At 72.0% G+C, this 820-nt stretch carries 1 pseudogene; it reads right to left on the minus strand.

Annotated features, from left to right (window positions below):
* Window positions 1–820: pseudogene (locus tag DSP71_RS23385) on the minus strand (flagellar hook-associated protein FlgK); the annotation flags it as partial.

The following is an 820-nucleotide window of genomic DNA, read 5'->3' on the forward strand; positions in this document are numbered from 1 at the left end:
TCGCCGTCGACAGCGGCGACCGACTGCTGGGCTCCGACGGCGGCGACAGCTGCGGAGTCGGAGAGCTTCGCGCGCTGCACGTCGGCCGCTGTCGCGACCCCGAACCGGGTGACCTGATCGGACCAGACGGCGTCGGGGGAGCCAGCGCTCCGACCGATCTGCGAGATCAGGTCGGCGTTGGTCGCGTCCAGGGCACCGGCACCGGGCGCCGCGAGCGCGAGCTCGGAGGCCGAGCCGACGGCGACGGTCACGCCCAGTGCGGCGGAGCCCGTCGTCGGCACGGTGAAGAAGTCTCCCCCGGCCTGGCCGGTGGAGGTCACCCCTGCCCTGTGCTGGGCGTTCATGGCGTCGGCCAGCGTCGTTGCGACCTTGTCGTACGTCGCCGCGAGCCCGGCGAGCATGCCGCCTTCGGAGGCCGGGGCCAGCACCGACAGCGAGGCACCGAGCTCACCGCCGTCGATCGACACGGGCAGATCGGGCGCAGACGCCCACGAGAGGCTGAACCGCTGCCCCGAATCGATCGAGGCGGGCCCGGTCAGCACCAGGTGGCGTGAATCGGAACCCGATACCAGCGCGTTGCCGCCCAGCCGCACGGTCATCGTGCCGTCGCTCTCGATGGTCGCCGCCGCGCCGGACATCCTGGCCACGTTCTGCGCGAGGACGCTGCGCTGATCCATGAGCTCGTTCGCCGAGCGGCCGGAAGCGAGTGCATCGCGGATCTCTCCGTTGAGGACCGCGATCTGGTCGGCGGTGGCGTTCACCTGGGAGACCGTGCGGTCGGCGGAGTCGCGCGCATTGCTCCACTGGGTGGCGACGTTCC

Origin of the sequence: Microbacterium sp. H6 (assembly GCF_003314775.1) — a bacterium.
Classification (GTDB): domain Bacteria; phylum Actinomycetota; class Actinomycetes; order Actinomycetales; family Microbacteriaceae; genus Microbacterium; species Microbacterium oxydans.